We start from the raw sequence: 21005 nt of genomic DNA on the forward strand, positions 1-21005 counted from the left end.
GCAAATGGGGGCATGGCAGACGACGACATTCCCGAGGTGCTGGACGCCGTCGGCCCGCGGCTGCGGGCGTTGCGGCGGGAGCGTGGAGCCACCCTGGCCCAGCTGAGCGAGATCACCGGGATCTCGCTCTCCACCCTCTCGCGGCTGGAATCCGGGCACCGCAAGCCCACTCTGGAACTGCTGCTGCCGCTGGCCAAGGCCCATGGCGTCCAGCTGGACGAGCTGGTCGGCGCGCCGCCCACCGGCGACCCCCGTATCCATCCACGGCCCTTCACCCGGCACGGGCAGACGTTCGTACCGCTGACCCGCTATCTCGGCGGGCTGCACGCCTACAAGCAGATCCTGCCCGGCCGGACGTCGGGCGCCGACGCCCGGCCCTCGCAGGCGGTGCACGAGGGCTACGAGTGGCTGTACGTGCTCTCCGGCACGCTGCGCCTCGCCCTCGGCGAGCACGATCTGACGCTCACCGCGGGTGAGGCCGCCGAGTTCGACACCCGTACGCCCCATGGCTTCGCCAGCGCGAGCGCACAGCCCGTCGAGTTCCTCAGCCTCTTCGGCGCCCAGGGCGAGCGCATGCATGTGCGCGCCCGCCCCGCCGACCGCTGAGGCCACGCCGCTCACCCGGCGTAGACGTCCTCCACGAAGCGGCCCTCGGCCATCAGGGAGTCCAGCCAGCGCTGCGCCGCGGCCTCGTCGGCGCCGGGGGTGTGGGCCGCGTACACCGACCGGAACGCCTCCCGCACACCGGGAGCCATCCGGGCGCCGTCGCCGCACACGTACACCGCGGCGCCCTCCGCCAGCAGCCGCCAGACCTCGTCGCCGTCGGCGGCGATGCGGTGCTGCACGAACAGGTGGCCGTCGACCGGGGCCTGGCTGAACGCCGGGCGCATGGACACGGCACCGGCGGCCTCGGCGGCACGCAGCTCCTCGGCGTGCAGATAGTCGGCGTCCGGCGCGTCGCAGCCGAAGTAGCACAGCGCCGGGGCGAGCGGGGTGCCGGACTCCACGAGCGCCCGCCGGTCGGCGATGGCGCCGCGGAAGGGGGCGAGACCGGTACCGGCGGACACCATGATGACCGGCCGGTCCGGCGCGTGGCCGATGCGGAACGCGTCCCGGCAGGGCTGGATCCGGGCCAGCACGGTGTCCCCGGGCCGCACCGCGTTCAGGTGGCCGGAGCCGGTGCCCTGGAAGCCGCTCGCCTCGTCGCGCAGCAGCGACACCATCAGCTCGACATGGCGCGGTGAGACGGCGGGGGAGGACGAGACCGAGTAGTGGCGCGGCCGCAGCGGCGGCAGCAGCTCCAGCAGCACCGGCCAGGTCAGCGTCTCGCGCAGCGCAGGGTTGGCCTCGATCAGGTCCAGCAGGGTGGCTTCCCCGGGGGTCTGCGCGGCGAGCGCCGCCTTCTCCGGCGGGCAGGGGTTCAGCTCGGCGAGCAGGGACAGCTGCCCGGAGTCCGGACGGTGGTTCAGCTCCACGTGGTGCGTCAGCAGCTCCGTTACGCTCACCGGCCGGTCCACCGCCAGACCGCCACGGCGGCCCGGGCGCGCGGGCACGATGCTGAGCACCGTCTCCGGGGCGGCGTGCAGCAGCTTGGCTGCCCGCGTCACCAGCGCGGGGTCGTTTGCCGGGAGCACGGTGAGATGGTCGGCGGTGCGGTACGTGACCCCCTCGGGCAGGGCCAGCCGGACGAACCGCTTGACGCGCGGGTACGACGGGTCGCTGAGGCTTTCGGTCGCGGTGACCTCCATCGCCACCATGCCGTGCTGCCGCGCCGATGCGTCCAGCGGCCCGCCGGTGACCTCGGTGACGGTGTACGCCGGGCCGTCGTCCGCCGCGTTGCCCGGGGCCGCGCCCACGGTGGCGGGGTCGCCGTGGCGCTCCAGCAGGGCGGTGCGCAGCCGTTCGCGGAAGTCCCGCACCGTGCCGCTGAGATCGCCCGAGGCGTCGGCCGCGGCCCGGTCGACGATCCGGGTGGCGCCGAGAGCGGCCAGCCGCTCGTCGATCAGGGTCGGCACGCGCTGGTAGGTGGCGGCCCAGTTGCGGTCGCCGACCCCGAGCACCGCGTAGCTCACGCCGTCCGCCGCGCCCGGCCCGGCCGTCTCCAGCCAGGCCAGGAAGGCGGCGGCGTCGTCGGTGGGCTGCCCGTTGTAGGAGGCGGCGGTGATGACCACCGGACGGTCGGTGGGCAGCCCGCCCGCGTAGGCGTCGAGCGGGGCGACCTCGGTGGCGCAGCCCAGTTCGTCGGCGTCGGCGGCCAGGTCCTCGGCGAAGGATCGGCAGGTGCCGAAGTTGGTGCCGTACAGCAGCAGCGCACCGGTGTCCTGGTGGACCCGGTTGGGCAGCGAGGCGTCGCGGGCGGGCGCGTTCTCGGCCACCGCGGCGGCCGCCGCCACCGCCCGCTCCTGCGGGGTACGGGGGATCAGCCGCAGGGTGAGGCCCTCGGGCTTGAGGGTGAGCGACTCCTTGACGTGGAGTCGGTAGTCCGCGTGGTCGATCAGCCGGTAGCGGTGGACCAGCATCGCGAGCAGCATAGTGGCCTCGTGCAGCGCGAACTGCCGCCCGATGCAGGCCCGCTCACCGGTGCCGAACGGCTTGTACGCGTGCACCGGACGCGCCGCCTCGGCCTCCGGGTCGAAGCGCGACGGGTCGAACAGCTCCGGGTTGTCGCCCCACACCTCGGCGCGGTGCAGCATCGGGGTGAGCACGATGGCCGCGTCCCCGGCCCGCATCGGAACGCGCCCGCCGAGCATCGTGTCCTCGCGCGCCTGCCGGGAGAAGGCGGCCGCGGTCGGCCACAGCCGCAGCGCCTCGTTCAGCACCTGGCGGGTGTAGCGCAACAGCCCCACCTGCTCGAACGTCGGCTCCGGGTCCCCGTCGGCACCGAACAGCGCGTCCGCCTCCCGCTGCACCCGGCGCAGCTCGCCCGGGTTCTTGGCGAGGTAGTGCAGCGCGAAGGACAGCGCGCCCGAGGTGGTCTCGTGACCCGCGATCAGGAAGGTGATCACCTGGTCCCGGATGTTGGCGTGGTCCAGCGGGGTGCCGTCGGACGGATGCGTGGCGCCGAGCATCAGCCCCAGCAGATCGTCCGTGCCCGACTCGCCCGCGGCGACCCGGGCCTGGATCACCTCGTCGACGACGGACGTGAGATACGCCGTATCGGCGCGGAACGCCTCGTCCTGCTCGCTGTAGTCCACGTCCGGGCGGCGCGCGATCTTGCGCATGCTCCACTCCAGGCAGCGCACCATGGCACTGACGAACGGATGCGGCTCCGCGCGGTCGAACGAGCCGAAGTCGTACCCGAACCCGGCCAGCCCGATGGTGTCCAGCGTCATCCGCGTCATGTCGTCGGTCACCGCGACCGGCTCGCCGCTCACCGCGCGGGCGTCCCAGGCGTCGATCACCCGCCGCGCCACCTGGAGCATCACCGGGTGGTACGTGCGCATCGAGCCGAGCGCGAAGGCGGGCATCAGGATGTCATGCGCCTTCGCCCAGTTCGGCTCGTCGTTGTACGCCGTGAACAGCCCGTCGTGGGTGAACTCCCGGACGTTCTCCAGCGACTGGTTGACGTACTTGGCGAACCGCTCGTCGTCGCAGAGCTCCGCCACCAGGTCGGGGTCGCTGACGAACATGATGTCGGTGCCGTGCAACCGGCGCCGCAGCACCGGGCCATGGGCCCGTGTCAGCTCCATGGCCTGCTGGATCGGGGTGTTGTTCGTCTGCTGGGAGATGTCGACGAGCGGAACGCCGTCGGCGCCGCTGCCGTCGGCGGTCTCGGCCGGAAGGAGGGGGGTCTCGGTCATGACGATGCGATGCCTTCCATGCGGGGGATGTCTCCAGCCTCGCCCCGCCGCCCCGGGTCGCCCGCCCGTCGCACTACATGTTTTTGTAGTCCCGGATGGTGTGATCGACTTGCGCACGCGGCGTTCGCGGTGTCAACAGCAGATACGTACGAGAGCGAGGCCCGGCATGGACGAGCCCGAGGTGCCGGAAGAGGCCAGGAGGATCCTCGGCGGCGAGGACTGGGTCGTCTGGCGCAACCGCTCCCTGCTGCTCTTCGACCGGGTCCCGGTGCCGTGCTCGGTGTGCCGCACGGACGGCGAGATCCTGATGGCCAACCCGGCGATGGCGGCCGAGTGGGGCGTCACCCCGGGGCAGCTGTCCGGGCGCAACGTGCTGGAGCTGTTCCACCCCAGCGCGGCCACCCAGGTGCACCGCATCGTGGAGGCGGTCCGGCTCGGCCGCCGGTCCCGCTATCCGATCGAGGTGCGGTGGCAGTCGCCGGACGGGACGCGGCGGCACGGCGAACTGACCGCCGACACCGTGAGCGACACCGACAGCCCGATGTGGCTGCTGGTGCTGCTGCGGGTGCTCGGCGAGGAACCCCGGCAGCGGGACGGCGGGGAGGCGTACGCCACGCCCGCCGAACCGGAGCGGCCCGGCCCCGTCGAGGCCCGGATCCTGGCGCTCGCGGCGGGCGGCCACACCACCGCGCAGATGGCCCGGCAGACCGGCCTCACCGCCGACGGCGTCAACTACCACCTCACCCGGCTCTCCCGGCGCTGGGGCGTCGGCAACCGCGCGGAGCTGGTGGCCCGGGCCTACGTACTCGGCGTGCTGGCCCCGGGTGTCTGGCCGCCGGAGCCCTCCTGAGGGCGGCTCAGCCGCGAAACGAAAGGCTCAGCCGCGAATGGTCACGCCGTGGTGCGTACGCAGCCGCCGCAGCTCCCACAGCGACAGGGCGGTCACCGACAGCGGGCCGCCGAACGTGGCGCACAGCTGGGCGGCCAGCGGCCCGTTGGGCAGCCCGTCCGGCAGCAGGTTCAAGAGCGCGATCAGCCACACCAGCACCGTGGTGAGCACGGGTGGCAGCGCGGCGTGCACATAGGCGGTGTTGAAGGCGCTGCGCGCGACGTACGCGGAGGACAGGAAGAGGAACACCAGCATCCACGGCAGACCCACCATCAGCGGCAGGCCGACCGCGAACAGCGTCACGCCGTGCAGCCCGTGCAGCAGCGTCGTCTGGCCCACCACATAGAGGAAGGCGCCGAAGGCCGCCAGGATCAGTACGTACCAGCCCACCGTCTTGAGCGGGCCGCTCAGCCGGGAGCGCAGCACCGGGCGCCGGTGCGCGGGCGCGTAGAGGATGAAGCCGAGCACGACCAGCGGTCCGGTGAGCAGGAGCAGGAACGGGGTCAAGAAGAGATTGGCGGCACTGTCGGTCGCCGCACCGCTCCAGCCGTCCTCCGCCCCGTACACGTAGACGAGCGCCAGGCTCGCGAGAATGCCGAGAACGGAGCGGGTGAGCTGGACCTTGTCGACGAGATGGTCCCGGACCCGCCCGCCGCCCTCCTTGTCGAACAGCCGCTTCGCCACCCGGTTCGCCGACCGGACCAGCGGGATGAGCGGCGAGAGCAGCCACCACCGACGGCGGCGCACCGGGACCGGCCGGTACGGGCCGTTCGGCTGCGGCGGCACACCGTACGGCGCGGGCGGCGGCGGTCCGTAGTACGGGTTCTGCGGCGGCGGCGCGTACGGATTCGGTGGGGGTGGCGGTGGGCCCCACTGTTGGCCACCCTGTCCAGGATTGTTCGGCGGCTGCCATCCCCCCGTAGCCACGTGCACCCCTCCCTCGTTCTGTGCTGTGGCGGCGAATTCTAGCCATACTTCGTGGCCGCAGTCTGGCGAGGGGCAGTGCAATATGACATGCTACCGCCATGACCGGTACGAGTTTCCGACCCGGCATTCCCCGCCCCCCGGATGTGCTCGTCATCGGGGCGGGCATCATCGGCGCGGCCTGCGCGTATTACTGCACGTCAGCGGGGCTGCGTGTCACCGTGATCGAGCGCGGCGCGATCGGCGGCGGGACCACGGGCGCGGGCGAGGGCAACATCCTGGTGTCCGACAAGGAGACCGGCCCCGAACTGGATCTGGCGCTGCTGTCCTCCCGGCTGTGGCGGGAAATCCGGGACGAGCTCGGGGCCGCCGCCGTGGAGTACGAGGCCAAGGGCGGTGTGGTGGTGGCCGGTTCGGAGGCCACCGCGGAGGGACTGCGGTCACTCACCGAGCGTCAGCGCGCGGCCGGGGTGGAGGCGGTGGACGTCCCGGCGGATGAACTGTTCGAGCTGGAGCCGAACCTGACCCGCGAGGTGGCGGGCGGTGCCCACTACCCACAGGACGCACAGGTCCAGCCCGTGCTGGCCGCCGCCCATCTGCTGCGCCACGCGCGCGCCCGGGGCGCGACCGTGCACAGCGGGGTGAACGTGACCGGCTTCCTCCGGGACCGGCGCGGCGCCGTCACCGGGGTACGCACCGACTCGGTCACCCTGCCCACCCTGCCCGCCCGATGGGTCGTCAACGCGGCGGGCAGCTGGGCCGGGCAGCTCGCCGACCTGGCCGGGGCGCCGCTGCCGGTGTTACCCCGCAAGGGGTTCATCCTGGTCACCGAGCCGCTGCCGCGCGTCGTACGGCACAAGGTCTACACCGCCGAGTACGTGGCCAACGTCGCCAGCGACGACGCTGCTCTGGAGACCTCGGTGGTGGTCGAGGGCACCCGGGCGGGCACCGTCCTGATCGGCGCCAGCCGGGAGCGCGTGGGATTCGACCGCACCGTGGCGCTGCCCGTGCTGCGGATCCTCGCGGACCAGGCCATCGGCCTCTTCCCGTTCCTCTCCGACGTCGCGCTGCTCCGCGGCTATCTGGGCTTCCGCCCCTACTGCCCCGACCATCTGCCGGTGATCGGGCCCGACCCCCGCGCCCCGGGCCTCGTCCACGCCTGCGGCCACGAGGGTGCCGGGATCGGCCTGGCCCCCGCCACCGGGCAGCTGCTCGCGCAGGCGCTCTCCGGCCGGATACCGGACCTGCCCCTCACACCGTTTCGCCCGCAGCGATTCGAGGAGGCCGCCGCGTGAACCGGACCCCGTTCACCTTCCGCTTCGACGGCCGGACGGTTCGGGCCGAGCCCGGCCAGAGCATCGCGGCCGCCCTCATCGCCGACGGGCAGCGCTCCTGGCGCCGCACCCGCGAAGGCGACCGTCCGCGGGGGATGTTCTGCGGCATCGGCGCGTGCTTCGACTGCCTGGTGACCGTCAACGGGCGCCCCAACCACCGCGCGTGCCTGGTCGAGGCCGCGCCGGGGGACGTGGTGGAGACGCAGGAGGGAGCGGGCCGTGCCGACCTCGCCTGCTGAACCCGCGACCGTTCCGTACGACATCGCGGTGCTCGGCGCCGGGCCCGCCGGGCTGTCCGCGGCCACCGCCGCGGCGGCCCACGGGGCCCGGGTCGCGCTGCTGGACGCGGGCCCTCGCCCCGGTGGCCAGTACTGGCGGCACCGCCCCGCCGACGACGGCGCCGCGCACCACGACTGGCCCCTCTTCCAGCGGCTGCGCACGGCCGTGCACGCCCACCGCGCCCGGCTCGACCACCTGCCCGGCCACGCCGTCTGGCACATCGAGCGCACCGCCGACGGCTTCACCGCCCACGCCCTGAGCGACGGCACGTCCCGCGAGGTGCGGAGCCGCATCGTCGTCGTGGCCACTGGGGCGTACGACCGTCAGCTGCCCTTCCCCGGCTGGACCCTGCCCGGCGTCTACACCGCCGGTGGTGTGCAGGCCCTGCTCAAGGGGCACGGCGTCGTCGCGGGCAGGCGCATCGCCGTCGCCGGGACCGGGCCCTTCCTGCTGCCGGTGGCCGCGGGCCTGGCCGAGGCGGGGGCCACGGTGCTCGGGGTCTTCGAGGCCGGGCGGCCCACCGCCTTCGCCCGCCACCCGCTCACCACCCTGCGCGGCGCCGCCAAACTCGCCGAGGCCGCCCACTACCTGCGGACCCTGCGGCGCCACCGGATCCCGTACCGCACCCGCACCACGGTGGTCCGGGCCGAGGGGACGGACACCGTCACCGGGGCGGTGGTGGCACGGCTCGACGACCGGTGGCGGATCGTGCCCGGCACCCAACGGCGGCTGGACTGCGACACCGTGGCCGTGGGCTACGGCTTCACCCCGCAGACCGAGATTCCGCTCCAGCTCGGCTGCGCGACGCACCGGGATGACGACGGCAGCCTCATCGCCCGCGTGGACACCCGGCAGCGCGCCACCGTGCCCGGCGTCTACGTGGCGGGCGAGGCATGCGGCGTCGGGGGCGCGCAATTGGCCTGCGCCGAGGGCGAGTTGGCGGGGCTGCACGCGGCGTACGCCCTCACCGGCACCTACCCCGACCCGCGCCGCATCGCCCGGCTGCTGCGCCTCCGGGCCGCCCGGCGCGGCTTCGCCGCCGCGCTGCACGAGGCGTTTCCGGTCCGGCCCGGCTGGCGGGAGTGGCTGACGGAGGACACCGTCGTCTGCCGCTGCGAGGAGGTCACCGCCGGTGCCATCCGCCATGCGGTGAAGGATCTGGGGGCCACCGGTCCACGGGCGGTGAAGCTGTGCGCGCGCCCCGGCATGGGCCTGTGCCAGGGCCGGGTGTGCGGCTATGCCACCGCCGCTCTGACCGCCGCCCACGCCGGGCGGGATGTCACCGAGGAGGACCTGCGCGGGATGGCGAGCAGACCCATCGCCCAGCCGGTGCCGCTGGGATTGCTGAAGAGCGGAACCATGCCACACCACGACGAGGAGGGCGCATGAACGCACAGGCCAAGTCATGGCACGGGGTGCTCGTCGCGACGGCGCTGCCGCTGCGCGAGGAGGCGACCGGCAGGCCCGCGGTCGACTTCGACGGCTATGCCGAACACGTCACCTGGCTCGCGGCCAACGGCTGCCACGGCGTCGTCCCCAACGGCTCCCTGGGCGAGTACCAGACCCTGACCGCCGAGGAGCGGGCCCGCGTGCTCACCACCGCGATCGAGGCCGCCCCCGAGGGCTTCACCGTGATGCCCGGAGTGGCCGCCTACGGTGCGGACGAGGCGCGGCGCTGGGCCGAGCAGGCGGCCGAGGCGGGCGCCCCGGCCGTGATGCTGCTCCCGCCCAACGCCTACCGTGCCGACGAGCGCGCGGTGCTGGACCACTACCGGGAGGTGGCCAGGGCCGGGCTGCCCGTCGTGGCGTACAACAACCCCATCGACACCAAGGTCGACCTGGTGCCCGAGCTGCTGGCGGAGCTGTACCACGAGGGGCTGATCGTGGCGGTGAAGGAGTTCACCGGCGACGTCCGCCGCGGCTACCGGATCCACGAGCTGGCCCCCGGGCTCGATGTGCTGTGCGGCAGCGACGACGTGGCTTTGGAACTGGCCGTGGCCGGGTCGCCCGGCTGGATCGCGGGCTACCCCAACGCCTTCCCGCGCGCCTGCGCCGAGCTGTGGCGGACCGCCACCGAGGGCGATCTCACCACCGCGCTGCCGCTCTACCGCACCCTGCACCCGCTGCTGCGCTGGGACGCCAGGACCGAGTTCGTCCAGGCGATCAAGCTCAGCATGGACATCGCCGGGCGCTACGGCGGACCCTGCCGCCACCCGCGCGTACCGCTCACCCCCGAACACGCCGACACGGTGCGCAAGGCCACCGAGAAGGCCCTCGCGGAAGGGCTCGACTGAACCCATGCGCAGCGACCGGGTCTTCCACGCCGTCGACTCGCACACCGAGGGGATGCCGACCCGTGTCATCACGGGCGGCGCCAGGGTGATTCCCGGCGCCACCATGTTCGACCGGCGCCGGTACTTCATGGCACACCTCGACCACATCCGCCGGTTCCTCATGAACGAGCCGCGCGGCCATTCGGCGATGAGCGGGGCGATCCTCCAGCCGCCGACCCGCCCCGACGCCGACTGGGGCGTGCTCTTCATCGAGACCTCCGGCTGTCTGCCGATGTGCGGACACGGCACCATCGGCGTCGCCACCGTCCTGGTGGAAACCGGCATGGTGGAGGTCCAGGAACCCGTCACCACCATCCGGCTGGACACCCCCGCCGGGCTGGTCGTGGTGGACGTGGCCGTCGAGGCGGGCGCGGCGCGCGGGGTGACGCTGCGCAACGTGCCCTCGTTCGTCCTCGCCCTGGACCGCACCGTGAAGACCGCGACCTTCGGCGACGTCGGCTACGACATGGCCTTCGGCGGCAACTTCTACGCCATCGTGGAACTCGACGGCCTCGGGATCCCCTTCGACCGGGCCCACAAGAACCGCATCATGGAGGCCGGACTGACCATCATGGCCGCCATCAACGAGCAGGCCCGCCCGGTCCATCCCGACAACCCCGAGATCAGCGGCTGCCACCATGTGTACATGGCGGCCCCCGGGTCGGACGCGGCCCACTCCCGGCACGCGATGGTCATCCACCCGGGGATGTTCGACCGCTCACCCTGCGGCACCGGCACCAGCGCCCGCATGGCCCAGCTGCACACCCGCGGACTGCTGCCGCTGCACACCGACTTCCGCAACGAATCGTTCATCGGCACCCACTTCACCGGCCGACTGGTCGAGGAGACCACGGTCGGCGGACGGCCCGCGGTGGTGCCCACCGTCACCGGGCGCGCCTGGGTGACCGGCACCGCCCAGTATCTGCGTGACCCCGACGACCCGTTCCCCGAAGGCTTCGAGCTGTGAAGAGCCGACCATGAAGACCCCGAAGACCCCGCCCGTGAAATCCCCGGCCATGAAGACCATCGACGCGGCCGCGGTCGCCGCCGCCCTGCCCCCGCACACCGCCGTCCGGGCCCTCCAGCAGGCGCTACGGGACGGGCTCGACCCCGAGGCCGACCCGCCGCGCAACGTGGTGCCGGTGGACCACGGCCAGCTGCTGCTGATGCCCGCCGAGGGCCGTAGCGCCCGGGGCCGTGGCTACGCGGGCGTCAAGATCGCCACCGTCGCACCGGACAACCCGGCGCGCGGACTTCCCCGCATCCAGGGGCGGTATCTGCTGCTGGACGCCGAAACCCTCACCCCGCTCGCCCTGCTGGACGGTATCGCGCTCACCAGCCTCCGCACCGCCGCGGTGTCCGCCGCGGCGGCCGACCTGCTCGCCCCGCCCGACGCGTCCCGGCTGGTGCTCTTCGGCGGCGGCCCGCAGGCCCACAGCCATCTGGCCGCGCTGCGCGCGATCCGCCCCCTCACCGAGGTCACCGTCGTCGGCCGCACCCCGGAGCGGGCACGCCAGCTGGTCGAGGGCTTCCCGGAAACCGCCGGGGTCCGCCTCACGGCCGGTGAGCCGGACGCGGTCGCGGACGCCGATCTGATCGCCTGCTGCACCACGGCCCGCACGCCACTGTTCGACGGGACCCTGCTGCCCCCGCACGCCACCGTGATGGCCGTGGGATCCCATGAACCCGGTGCCAGGGAGGTCGACGACCACACCGTCCGCCACGCCACGGTGGTGGTCGAGTCCCGCGCCGCCGCCACTCGGGAGGCGGGCGACCTCGTCCAGCTCATCGACCGCGGCCTGCTCGACCCCGCCCAACTGCTGCCCCTCGCCGACCTGGTACGCGGCCCCCGGGGCGACGCGGCGGTGGCCCCGGGGCGCCCCCGATTGTTCAAGAGCGTGGGAATGGCGTGGGAAGATCTCGTGATCGCCGGTGCCGTCCATGAGGCCAGCGAGGCCGCTGAGGCCGATGAACCCGGTGAGAGCGACAGATGAAGGAGACCGACCGCATGACCGTGGACGACGGGGTCACCGCGCGCCTGCCCTCGCTCCGCGGCCGCAGCAGCCTCCGCGAGGAGATCGCCGAAACCCTCCGCGGCGCGGTGATCTCCGGCGAGCTGAAGCCCGGCGTGGTGTACTCCGCCCCGAGCCTGGCCGAACACTTCGGGGTGTCCGCGACCCCGGTACGCGAGGCCATGCTCGACCTCACCAAGGAGGGGCTGGTCGAGATCGCCCGCAACAAGGGCTTCCGGGTCACCCACCTCTCAGCGGCTGAGCTGGACGATCTCACCCACCTGCGCGCGCTCATAGAGATCCCGGTGATCCGGCAGATCACCGAGGCGGGCGTCGCCCCCGAGGTCATCGCGCGGCTGCGGCCGCTGGCGGCGGGCATCGAGGACGCCGCGAACCGCCGCGACTTCATCGCCCACGTCACCATCGACATGGAATTCCACCTCACCCTGCTGGAACAGGCCGGGAACAGCAGGCTGGTGGAGATCGTGCGCTCCCTGCGCACCAGCTCCCGGCTCTACGGCCTGCGCACGCTGACCGAAGGCAGCGCCCTGTTCGACTCCTCCCACGAACACGCCGAACTCCTCGACCTCATCGAGGCGGGCGACGCGGACGGCGCGGAGGCCCTGATGCGCCGCCACCTGGGCCACGTCCGCGGCATCTGGGCCGGGGAGAACGCCCCCGACCCGGCCCCCGAGAGCCACCCCGCCCGCCAGGCCGGCGACCGGTGAGCGGGTTACGCGAGGCCGAGGAGATCTATCGGCGGATGGCGTACGACACCTTCGCCCGGGACCTCAAGATGGGGTTCAACCTGGGCTTCTGCCGTACGTTCGCGGTCCCCGAGATCGCCCGGGTGCTCGCCTCCACCGGCCGGATGACCCAGCACACCCGGGTACGCGCCAAGGCCACCGGCGCGATGATGTACCGGCTCTTCGAACACGGGCTGGACAGCGAGCAGGGCGCCGAGACCATCGCGGCGCTGGACCGGCTGCACGCCCCGTTCGCCATCGGCGACGACGCCTTCCGCTATGTCCTCGCCTGCTTCGACCTCGCGCCCATGCGCTGGTGCGCGGCCCACGCGTGGCGCGCCCCCACCGACGCCGAGCGGACCGCCTCGCACACCCTCTACCTCGGCCTCGCCGACCGCATGGGGATACCCGAAGTGCCTGCCAGCTGGCGGGAGTTCGAGGCGTGGACGCGGGCTTACGAGCACGCACACTTCGCCCTCAGCCCGCAGGGCCGGGCGCTGTGGCAGGCCACCCGCGGCATGCTGGCCGACCGGGTGCCCGGGGCGCTCGGCCCACTCGCGGGGGCGGCCGCGGACAGCCTGCTCGACGACCCGGCGCGGGACGCCCTCGGCGCCCGGCGGCCCCCGGCCCTGGTCCGCGGCGCCACCCGGACCGCGCTGCGGGCGCGGGCGTGGCGCGGTCGGCGGGCGCGGGCCCGGGGCGCTTGGAGCCCGTGACCCAGGGGTCTTAGAGCCCGTGGACGATGTCCGCGGTCGCCGGGTACAGGTCGCGGTAGCGGGCGTACAGCGCGTCGTAGCGTGCCGTGGTGGCCGGGTCGGGACGCACCTGGACGGCGGGCGGATTCCACCGCGCGATGGAGGCATCCCCGACGGCCGACGCGGCGAGGAACGCCGAACCGAGGCTCGCGCCGATGGTGTGCGTGGGGATGTCCTGGGTCAGCCCGGTGATGTCGGAGACGATCTGCGTCCACAGATGCCCCTGGGCGCCACCGCCCACGGCCACCACCCGGTCGATGCGGCCACCGGCGGCGCGGATCGCCTCCACGTTGTGGCGGACGCCAAAACCGGTGGCCTCCAGCGCGGCGCGGTAGAGATCGCCGCGGGTGTGCGCGAGGGTGAGGCCCGCGAGGACCCCGCGGGCCGCAGGATCGGCGATCGGGGTGCGTTCCCCGTCGAAGTACGGCAGCATCAGCAGCCCGTGCGCACCCGGGCCCGACGTCTCCGCCTCGGCCAGCAGTTCGGGGATGGACGGGTCCCCGAACAGCGAGCGCAGCCAGTCGGTGATGGCGCCCGAGGACGCCATGCCACCGGCCAGGTTGCGGGTTCCCGGAAGCGCGCCGACGGTGCCCCACAGGGCGGGGAAGGTGACGCGCTCCTCGACCGTGTTGATGAGGAACATCGTCGAGCCGTACATCAGCATCAGGTCACCGGCGTTGTGCGCGTCGCCACTGACCGCCTCCGCCCAGGCGTCGATGGTGCCGACCGTCACCGGGGTGCCCGCCGTCAGCCCCGTCGCCTCCGCCGCCCGCGGGGAGACCCGGCCCGCGGTGTCCCCGGACCAGGCGAGCGGGGGCAGGTCGATCCGCCCGGCCAGCCCGTCCGACCAGGGGCGGTACCAGTCGAGGGCGCCGGTGTCGTAGAGCGGGGTGCACTGGCTGGCCGAGTGGTGGTCCAGTACGTATTCCCCGGTGAGCCGGTGCACCAGCCAGGAGCTGGGCATGAACAGCCGCCGGGCGCGGGCGAAGACGCCGGGCTCGTGCCGCGCCAGCCAGGCGAGCTTGGGGCCGACGGCCTGCGTGGAGAGCACCGAACCGCAGCGGCGCAGGATCTCCTCGCGGCCCAGCTCGCCCTCCAGCTCGCGGATCTGCTCGGTGGCGCGGGTGTCGATCCCGTACAGCAGGGCCGGGCGCAGCGGCACACCGGCGTCGTCCGTGAGCGCGACACACGGCCCCATCCCGCTGACGCCGACCGCCTCGACGGTCACATCGGCCGACCCGAGCAGGTCCCGCACCAGGGTGATGAACTCCCGCCACCACACCTCCGGATCCATCTCCACCCAGCCCGGGTGCGGCCGGTCCACGGAGTGCCGTACGACGGACTGGGCGAGCACCGTGCCATCGGTCGCCACCAGCACACCCTTGGAGCTGGATGTCCCGATGTCCACGCCCACCACGGCGCGTCGCGGACCGCCGCGCGAGGCCATCAGACGGCCTCGATCGCCACGTCGCCGCACAGATGCACGGCCACTCCCAGCCGTTCGAAGGCCGCCGCCTTGGCGGCCAGTGCGCGGTCGGCGGTGGCGGCGTCGGGCGCGTACACCACCTGGATGTGGTTGGCCTTGTGCCGGGCCATGAACTGGTCGCGGCTCACCCCGTCGAGGACCGCGTGCATGACCGGCCACTCCGGGTTGGTGGCCGCCCGGCGCCGTAGCGTCTCCTCCTCGGGCAGCTCCACTGCCCGGCCGCGGCCGATGTCCAGCTGCAGCGCGCCATCCGCGATGTACAGCCGGGACCAGACGATCTCGCCGGGCCGGGACACCCCGGACAGGGTGCCGCCACCGGCCGGGAAGTACACCGGGTTCTGCCGCAGCGAGACGGCCTCGGCGTAGCCCCCGGCGAGGTGGGAGGCCGGAATGGAGCCGGAGATCTCGAAGACCCAGACGAACCGGCCGTCGTAACTCTCGCCCCAGCGGACGTCGTGCAGCGTGGTGGCCGGGTCGAGGCCCATCGCCGTCCAGATACGGCTGCTGAGCAGCGCGTCCACCGCCACGCCCTCGTCCACCTCGTTGAAGTGGGGGAGGGGACGGTCCTCCCACAGCACCCGGGAGCCGTCGCGGCTGCGCACCGGGGGACGCTCGGCGTTGTTCAGCAGCCCCTCGGCGAGGTCGGACGCCGCCACCAGGTCCTTCAGCCCCTGCTGGTACTGGATGCCGACCGCGTCAAGACCGAAGTCGTCGCTGATCCGCAGCGCGGCGATGTACATCGCGAACTGCTGGCGCAGCTGTTCGTCGGTCAGTTCGGTGGCCTCGTCCGTACCGGTCTCGAAGCGCATGCCCCGCTCCGTGAGCCATGCGCGCACCGCGCTGGTCTCCGCCTCCGGCACCGTGGCCATCTCGGCGTACAGCGCGCTCTGCGACAGGCGCTCCTTGTAGATGCCGAGCGGGTTGAGCAGTTCGTCGTCGATGATGGCGTTGTACATGCCCATGCAGCCCTCGTCGAAGACCCCGATGATGGCCTTGTCCGCCATCAGCTGGTCGGCGACGGCATGTCCCAGCTCGCGCTCGGGAGTGGCGGGAAGCGGCGGCAACGGCCGTACGTGCGAGGCGTCATGGGGCACGGTGCCGGTGTCCACCCAGCTCCGCAAGCCCTCCGTGAACCAGTCGTCGGTGAAGTCCACGCTCCACAGCGTGGCGTACTCCTTGCCCATCTTGGTCAGGCCCGCGTTCACCCCGAGCAGCCCCACCAGGCCCGGCCACGTCCCGTCGAAGTTGGCCACGGTCAGGATGGGCCCACGGTGGGTGCGCAGCCCGGCCAGCACATGGTGGCTGTACTGCCACACCGCCTCGGCGACCACCAGGGGCGCGTCGGAGGGGATCGACCGGAAGACGGTCAGCCCCATGCGCTGGCTGTCGATGAAGCCATGGCCCTTGGCCGGGTCCACCTCATGCGCCCGGCGCACCGTCCAGCCGAGCTTCCCGAAGGCATCGCCCAGCGCGGCTTCCATCGCCTCCTGGACCGGCCACCCCGCGGCGTTGGCGGAGGGGCGCAGATCGCCGCTGGCCACCAGCCAGACCGTGGCGGGCTCCACGGTCGGCCTCGGCGTACTGACCGGCACGGTGTACGGCATGGCGCCACCACATTCCCTGCGTCATCGGATGGGCACCGCGACGGCGGCCGCGGGTGCCCGCAGGCTCTCAGAAATCGATTTCTCGGGCAAGGGTCCGGGCTCTGGTGGTGATGTCGCGCCGGGAGGTGGCTACCGTGTGTGAGGTGACACCAACGCCGACGATCAAAACCGTTGCCGAGGCGGCGGGGGTCTCCCCGGCCTCCGTCTCCCGGGCCCTCAACGGCAATCCGTCCATCGCACCGGAGATCGTCGAGCGGGTGATGCGAGCCGCCGACGCGGTGGGCTACCGGCCGAACGGGATCGCCCGGAGCCTGCGCACCCGCACCACCAAGGTCATCGCGCTGCTCATCCCCGACATCGGCAACCCGTTCTTCACCGCGGTCGCGCGCGGTGTCACCGACGCCGCCGAGGCGGAGGGCTACACGGTCCTGCTCTGCAACACCGACGAGGACCCCGAGAAGGAGCGCCGCCACCTCGAAGTGGCCGAGCAGGCCCGGGTGGCCGGGGTGGTGCTGTCCCCGCAGGGCCGGGACACCGACATCTCACGGCTGCGCCAGAGCCGGATCCCGGTCGTGGTGATCGACCGCCCGCTGCGCGAGAAGACCGATGCGGTCGTGGTGCCCTCCTTCGCGGGCGCCCGGGCCGCCACCCGCCATCTCATCGAGCAGGGCTGGTCGCGCCCGGCCTGTGTCACCGGCCCGGCGTCCGCCGACACCGCCCGGGCCCGGCTGCGCGGCTACCGCGCCGCCGTCCGGGAGCACCCCGGCATGCCGGAGACCGTCGCGCACGCCGACTTCCGGCAGGACGGTGCGATGGTCGCCGCCCGGGAGCTGCTGGCCCGGGCCGATCCGCCCGACGCGTTCTTCGTCGCCAACGCCCCGATGGCGCTCGGCACCCTGGCCGCACTCGCCGAACGGGAGGTGCGCGTCGGCTCCGACGTCGGCTTCGTCTCCTTCGACGACGCCCCCTGGGCGCCGTACATGACGCCGCCCATCTCGGTGGTCGCCCAGCCCGCCCATCCGCTGGGGGAGCGCGCGGCGCGGCTGCTGCTGGAGTCGCTCCGGGCCCCCGCCGAGCGGCGCCCGCGCCGCGTCACGCTCTCGCCCACCCTCGTCGTACGCGCCAGCTCGCTGCGGGCGCCGCGGAGCTGAGCCGCGCGCTCAGGGCGTGGGGATCCCGGCCGGGCGGGCCGGGCGGCCGAGCCGGACCGGAACGCCCGGCGAGTACAGCACGCTGACCGGATCCCCGGGCGGGGCGGGCAGCCCGGCCGCGGTGACGAGGTCCTGTTCGCAGGAGACGAGCCGCGCCCGGTGGAGCGGCCACCGGGGGTGATGGTTCGGCAGATACGCCACCCCGCCGAAGAAGGCGTTGTGCATGCCCCACCGCGCGGTCAGGAAGTGTTCCAGCTCGGTCGGCTCCTCGACGCGTTCCCCGGGCCGCAGGGTGATCCGGCAGCGCGCGCCGCGCGGCCCCGGCCACCGCCGTGAGCTGGTGTACGTGAGGGTGTCGCCGTCGGCGCGGACGGCCATCTTCGACCACACGTAGGGCAGCCGGAAGGCGGCCCGCCCCATGACCACCGGCACCAGCCGGGAGGCGTCCAGCGAGCGGAACGCCACCCCGCGCCGACCGTGCGCGTCCACCGTGTACAGCCGCACATTGGTCTCCGGAAACGTGCCGAGGTACGGGACCCCGGGAAGCCGCAGCCAGCCCACCCGATGCATCCGGAACGCCACCAGGCCGACATAGGTGGCCCCGTCGAACGTGTCCGGCACCGTCCCGGCCGGGAGCAGCCCCGCCACCTCGGACGGGTCCATGGCCCAGTGGAGGAAGGCGAGGTCCAGCCACCCCTGGGTGAGCAGCGGGTCGGATATGGCCGCGGGGGCGTCGGGCGTGACGGGCTCGGGGGTCGTGGGGGTGAACGGCACGGCGACAGCATCGCAGACCTCCCGGCGCACCAACGCGCCGCCCGGGCAACAGGACTGCCGGGGAAGCGCGCGGTTACGTGAGGCGCGCCCTCACCGCTCCGCCTCCGGTCGGCGCAGGCCGTCGAGGATGACGCTCATCAGGGGCCGTGCCGTCGATTCCCAGTCCTCCCGGTCCAGTCGGCCGAGGTAGGCGATGAGCAGGAGGACCCCGGGGGCGTCCACGTCCGTGCGGAGGGAACCGGCCGCCTTTCCGGCGTCCAGCAGGTGGCCGAGGGCGCCTTCGATGGGGTTGTGGCTGTGGGCGACCAGGTCCTGCCATGCCGCCGGTTCGAGCGCCGCCAGGACGCCGCGCTTGATCTCGGCGTAGTCGATCACTCGGTCGAGCCAGTGGCGCAGGGCCTCCACGGGCTCGTTTTCCGTCAGCAGAGCGGAGGCGGCGGTCACGAGTTCTTCGACGTCGCGCCGGTAGACCTCGGCGAGCAGCGCTTCGCGGTTGGGGAAGTTCCGGTAGAGCGTCCCCTGCCCTACCCCGGCGCGCTTGGCGATCTCGTTGAGGTGGACGTGGTGGGACTCGGCGAGGGCGGCGCGGGCGGCCTCCACGATACGGGTCCGGTTCTGCGCGGCATCCGAACGGCGTGCTGGCGCGCTCATGGGGCTCTCCTGACGCTTTGCCTTTGACAAGTGGACACGTGTCCGGCAGGGTGAACCGCGCATCGGACACGTGTCCACTTTACTTGGAGGCAGTGGTGCTCTCTCTTCACGGCAAGATTGTCGCCCTCACCGGAGCGAGCGGCGGCATCGGTGAAGCCACGGCCCGGCTGCTCGCCCGGCGCGGCGCCGCGGTCGTCCTCGCGGCGCGCCGCGGCGAGCGCGTCGACGCCATCGCGCGGGACATCCGGGAGGAAGGGGGTCGTGCCACCGCGTGCGTCGTCGACGTCACCAAGGCCGAGGACCTGCGGCGCCTGGTCTCGGCCACCGTCGACCAGTACGGCCGTATCGATGTACTGGTGAACAACGCGGGCATCGCCCCGATCAGCCCGCTGGCCGACCTCGACACCGAAGGCTGGTCGGCCATGATCGACGTCAACCTTCGCGGCATGCTCAACTGCGTCGCCGCCGCGCTGCCGGTCTTCCGCGAGCAAGGGGCGGGCCACCTGGTGAGCATCGTTTCCGTGGCCGGTCTGTCGTCCGTGTCCCCGTCGATGGCCGTCTACGCCGCGACCAAGAACGCGGTGCGCACCCTCCACGAGGGGCTGCGCACGGAGTCCACCGACGGGGTGGTGCGCACGACGGCCATCTCGCCGGGGTACGTCCGCACCGACCTCGCCGACTCCATGGCGGACCCGCACCTCCGCGAGCTGACGCGCGAGAACATGGACGCGATGGGCATTCCGCCGGAGGCCGTCGCCCGCGCGGTGGCCTTCGCCGTCGAGCAGCCCGGCGACGTCGAGATCGGCGAGATCAGCGTTCGCCCCACCGTCCAGGCGTGACGCCGCCCGGGCGCCGTGCCGTCAGGCGGTGCTCCCCGGGCTCGTGACCGTCCCCGAACCCGGCGTCAGATCCGCCTCGCCGATGCGCTGGGCGGGCAGCGGCACCTGGCCCGGCTGACCCGGCTGGCCCGGCTGGTGGAGGACGACGGTACGCATCGGCAGCGGGATCTCGATGCCCTCGGCCTGGTAGCGCCGGTGCAGCCGCTTCATGAACTCGTGCTTGATCAGGTACTGGTCGCTGAACTCCAGCGCCCCCAGGAAGACCGAGAAGTCGATGCCGGACTCGCCGAAGGTGTGAAAGCGGATACTCGGCTCGAAATCGACCACGCCGCCCGAAACATCGGCCATCACCTTCGCGCCCACCTCGGCCGTCACCCGCTCGACATGTTCGAGATCGCTCCGGTAGCCGACCCGCACCTGCACCATCACCGACATCTCCTGTCCCGGCTGGTGATAGTTGGTGGTGATCGTGCCCGCCAGCTTGGCATTGGGGATGATCACGAGGTTGTCGGACAGCTGACGGATCGTGGTGTTACGCCAGTTGATGTCCACGACGTACCCCTCCTCCCCGCTGCTGAGCCGGATGTAGTGACCGGGCTGCACCGTCTTGGACGCCAGGATGTGCACGCCCGCGAACAGGTTGGCCAGGGTGTCCTGAAGGGCCAGCGCGACCGCCAGACCGCCCACACCCAGCGCGGTGAGCAGCGGCGCGATCGAGATGCCCAGCGTCTGGAGCAGGATCAGCATGCCCATCATCAGCACCGCGATACGGGTGATGTTGACGAAGATGGTGGCCGTGCCCGCCACTCCGGACCGGGACAGCGCCAGCGTCTGCACCAGACCGGCGACCACCCGGGCCGCGGTGACCGTGGTGGCCAGGATCAGGGCCGCGATCACCACCTGGTTGACGGTGTGACCGAGCGTACGGGTCAGCGGCAGCGCCGCCGCCGCGGACGTCACGCCGACGGCCATGGCCGCCCAAGGGGCCAGGGTGCGCAGGGTGGCGACGATGATGTCGTCTCCGCTCCACCGCGTCCTGCGCGCCCGTTCGCCCAGCCAGCGCAGCGCGATCCGGGCCAGCAGACCGGCCGCCGCGGCGGCGATCAGCGCGGCGACGACGACGATGACGTCGTGCAGCGTGAGTGCCCGGTTCACCGCTCACCTCCCGGAGTGCCGACCGCCGCCCTCGGGGCGGCGGGCCGCGTCGTCGCGGGCCCGGAGTCGTGTCTGCTGCTCACCTGGTCACCTGTTCGTGCGGGGGATGTGCCGATTGTGTCGTGGCGCGTACACACCGCCTCGACGTGACCTGCCATCTTGCCGCATCAGGTCAACCTCCTGATGACCGCCCGGCCATGACCGCGATGCCGGAATTGGTCCATCGTCAAGCAGGGAAACACACCGACAACATGGACAACATGGGCAGCGTGA

At 72.9% G+C, this 21005-nt stretch carries 19 protein-coding genes; 12 read left to right on the forward strand and 7 right to left on the reverse strand.

The genetic code is table 11. From position 1 onward, the window contains the following. The first annotated feature begins 12 nt into the window (after positions 1-12). On the forward strand, positions 13-606 hold the full coding sequence (locus ACZ59A_RS16775) for a helix-turn-helix domain-containing protein (protein WP_470959164.1): 594 nt from the start codon (positions 13-15) through the stop codon (positions 604-606). 11 nt (positions 607-617) lie between these two features. On the opposite strand, the gene ACZ59A_RS16780 is transcribed toward ACZ59A_RS16775, so the two are convergent. After that, on the reverse strand, positions 618-3800 hold the full coding sequence (locus tag ACZ59A_RS16780; RefSeq protein ID WP_470959167.1) for a cytochrome P450: 3183 nt from the start codon (positions 3798-3800) through the stop codon (positions 618-620). 166 nt (positions 3801-3966) lie between these two features. On the opposite strand from ACZ59A_RS16780, the gene ACZ59A_RS16785 reads away from it, so the two are divergent. Continuing rightward, positions 3967-4650, forward strand: coding sequence for a helix-turn-helix transcriptional regulator (locus ACZ59A_RS16785; protein ID WP_470959170.1), 684 nt, complete (start codon positions 3967-3969; stop codon positions 4648-4650). A gap of 27 nt (positions 4651-4677) precedes the next feature. Here the strand turns inward: ACZ59A_RS16785 and ACZ59A_RS16790 are convergent, their stop codons facing one another. Further along, positions 4678-5616: a hypothetical protein gene (locus ACZ59A_RS16790; RefSeq protein WP_470959173.1), complete on the reverse strand. Its 939-nt coding sequence runs from the start codon at positions 5614-5616 to the stop codon at positions 4678-4680. Positions 5617-5714: 98 nt separating this feature from the next. Between ACZ59A_RS16790 and ACZ59A_RS16795 the strand changes: the two genes are divergently transcribed. From ACZ59A_RS16795 to ACZ59A_RS16830, 8 genes are read left to right on the forward strand one after another with little or no spacing between them, the layout of a single operon-like run. Next, complete coding sequence (locus ACZ59A_RS16795; RefSeq protein ID WP_470959176.1) at positions 5715-6908, forward strand: NAD(P)/FAD-dependent oxidoreductase; 1194 nt, start codon at positions 5715-5717, stop codon at positions 6906-6908. After that, positions 6905-7186, forward strand: coding sequence for a (2Fe-2S)-binding protein (locus tag ACZ59A_RS16800; RefSeq protein ID WP_470959179.1), 282 nt, complete (start codon positions 6905-6907; stop codon positions 7184-7186). Before ACZ59A_RS16795 ends, ACZ59A_RS16800 begins: the two co-directional genes overlap by 4 nt. After that, the gene (locus ACZ59A_RS16805; RefSeq protein ID WP_470959182.1) at positions 7167-8615 is read left to right on the forward strand and encodes an FAD-dependent oxidoreductase; all 1449 of its coding nucleotides are present in this window, start codon (positions 7167-7169) and stop codon (positions 8613-8615) included. Before ACZ59A_RS16800 ends, ACZ59A_RS16805 begins: the two co-directional genes overlap by 20 nt. Next, a complete protein-coding gene (locus tag ACZ59A_RS16810) occupies positions 8612-9520 on the forward strand; it encodes a dihydrodipicolinate synthase family protein (RefSeq protein WP_470959185.1) in 909 nt (302 codons plus the stop codon). Before ACZ59A_RS16805 ends, ACZ59A_RS16810 begins: the two co-directional genes overlap by 4 nt. Before the next feature lie 4 nt (positions 9521-9524). Further along, entirely contained in the window at positions 9525-10526 is a 1002-nt protein-coding gene (locus ACZ59A_RS16815) for a proline racemase family protein (protein ID WP_470959188.1), read from the forward strand. A 10-nt stretch (positions 10527-10536) separates the two neighbouring features. Further along, the gene (locus ACZ59A_RS16820) at positions 10537-11553 is read left to right on the forward strand and encodes an ornithine cyclodeaminase family protein (RefSeq protein WP_470959191.1); all 1017 of its coding nucleotides are present in this window, start codon (positions 10537-10539) and stop codon (positions 11551-11553) included. Between the two features lie 14 nt (positions 11554-11567). Then, the gene (locus ACZ59A_RS16825) at positions 11568-12299 is read left to right on the forward strand and encodes a GntR family transcriptional regulator (protein WP_470959194.1); all 732 of its coding nucleotides are present in this window, start codon (positions 11568-11570) and stop codon (positions 12297-12299) included. Next, the gene (locus tag ACZ59A_RS16830; protein ID WP_470959197.1) at positions 12296-13033 is read left to right on the forward strand and encodes an oxygenase MpaB family protein; all 738 of its coding nucleotides are present in this window, start codon (positions 12296-12298) and stop codon (positions 13031-13033) included. The genes ACZ59A_RS16825 and ACZ59A_RS16830 overlap by 4 nt, the downstream gene beginning before the upstream one ends. 10 nt (positions 13034-13043) lie before the next feature. Here ACZ59A_RS16830 and ACZ59A_RS16835 read toward each other — a convergent pair whose 3' ends face one another. Continuing rightward, positions 13044-14519 (reverse strand): FGGY-family carbohydrate kinase, encoded by a 1476-nt coding sequence (locus ACZ59A_RS16835; RefSeq protein ID WP_470959200.1) that lies wholly within the window; start codon positions 14517-14519, stop codon positions 13044-13046. After that, a complete protein-coding gene (locus ACZ59A_RS16840) occupies positions 14519-16162 on the reverse strand; it encodes a fucose isomerase (protein WP_470959203.1) in 1644 nt (547 codons plus the stop codon). Before ACZ59A_RS16840 ends, ACZ59A_RS16835 begins: the two co-directional genes overlap by 1 nt. 143 nt (positions 16163-16305) lie before the next feature. Between ACZ59A_RS16840 and ACZ59A_RS16845 the strand changes: the two genes are divergently transcribed. Continuing rightward, the gene (locus tag ACZ59A_RS16845) at positions 16306-17313 is read left to right on the forward strand and encodes a LacI family DNA-binding transcriptional regulator (protein ID WP_470959206.1); all 1008 of its coding nucleotides are present in this window, start codon (positions 16306-16308) and stop codon (positions 17311-17313) included. A 9-nt stretch (positions 17314-17322) separates the two neighbouring features. Here ACZ59A_RS16845 and ACZ59A_RS16850 read toward each other — a convergent pair whose 3' ends face one another. Both ACZ59A_RS16850 and ACZ59A_RS16855 read right to left on the reverse strand, forming a co-directional pair. Continuing rightward, positions 17323-18087: a YqjF family protein gene (locus ACZ59A_RS16850; RefSeq protein ID WP_470959209.1), complete on the reverse strand. Its 765-nt coding sequence runs from the start codon at positions 18085-18087 to the stop codon at positions 17323-17325. Positions 18088-18177: 90 nt separating this feature from the next. Then, positions 18178-18738 carry a TetR/AcrR family transcriptional regulator gene (locus ACZ59A_RS16855; RefSeq protein WP_470959212.1) on the reverse strand — a complete coding sequence of 187 codons (561 nt, stop codon included), beginning with the start codon at positions 18736-18738 and terminating at the stop codon, positions 18178-18180. 95 nt (positions 18739-18833) lie between these two features. On the opposite strand from ACZ59A_RS16855, the gene ACZ59A_RS16860 reads away from it, so the two are divergent. Next, on the forward strand, positions 18834-19577 hold the full coding sequence (locus ACZ59A_RS16860) for an SDR family oxidoreductase (RefSeq protein ID WP_470959693.1): 744 nt from the start codon (positions 18834-18836) through the stop codon (positions 19575-19577). 21 nt (positions 19578-19598) lie between these two features. On the opposite strand, the gene ACZ59A_RS16865 is transcribed toward ACZ59A_RS16860, so the two are convergent. Continuing rightward, entirely contained in the window at positions 19599-20732 is a 1134-nt protein-coding gene (locus ACZ59A_RS16865) for a mechanosensitive ion channel family protein (protein WP_470959215.1), read from the reverse strand. Between the last annotated feature and the right edge of the window lie 273 nt (positions 20733-21005).

This window comes from Streptomyces sp. NPDC040405 (assembly GCF_055595765.1).